General features: G+C 76.4%; 1 protein-coding gene. It reads right to left on the minus strand.

Annotated features, from left to right (window positions below; translation table 11 throughout):
- Positions 1-120 precede the first annotated feature (120 nt).
- Positions 121-552, minus strand: coding sequence for an HtaA domain-containing protein (locus CCN44_RS42980; RefSeq protein ID WP_244204097.1), 432 nt, complete (start codon positions 550-552; stop codon positions 121-123).
- Positions 553-647: the final 95 nt, after the last annotated feature.

A 647-nucleotide genomic window follows, 5' to 3' on the forward strand; every position in this document is an offset into this window, starting at 1 on the left:
GGGTGGGGGCCGGGGTCGGCTTGGGCTTGGCCACCGACACCGGGTCGCCGGCCGCGCCGGCGTAGGAGGCGCTGCCGAGGAAGGCGCCCGCCTCGGTGGTGAGCGTCGTGGCCAGGCCGGTCATCTCCGGGCCGGTGGGGGCGGCGACCNNCCGCCGTCGGCGACCAGGTCGGCGGTGAGGACGCCGGCGGCGCTGTCGTACCGGAGGTCGGAGAGCACGCGGGTGAACCCGTGCGTTCTGGACTCGATGGTGAGGGTGCCCCGGAAGGCGAGGCGGAGGGTGTGCCGGGTGCTGTCGTAGCTGCCCTGGCCGTCGGTGAAGGTGAACTCCCCGTTGTCCGCGGCCTGGGAGGCGCCGTCGGCGGCGGTGAAGGTGCCCTGCGCCATGCCGGTGACGTACGAGCGGTACGACTGCTTGATCCCCCAGGTCAGCCGGTAGCCGGTGAGCGGGAGGTCGGCGGCCGAGGCGCTGGTCGCCGTGAGGGTGCCGGATCCCACGGTGACCGCCACGGCGGCGGCGAGGGCGAGGCGTCCGGGTGTGAGCGCGGGCATGGGTCTCCTTGTCGGGGGGTGGGTGTCAGCCCTGGCCGGCGGAGCGGCGGGCGCGCCGCCGGCGCAGGGCGAACGCGCCGGCCGCGCCGAGCAGC

Source organism: Streptomyces tricolor (genome assembly GCF_002155905.1).
In the GTDB taxonomy this organism is placed as follows: domain Bacteria; phylum Actinomycetota; class Actinomycetes; order Streptomycetales; family Streptomycetaceae; genus Streptomyces; species Streptomyces tricolor.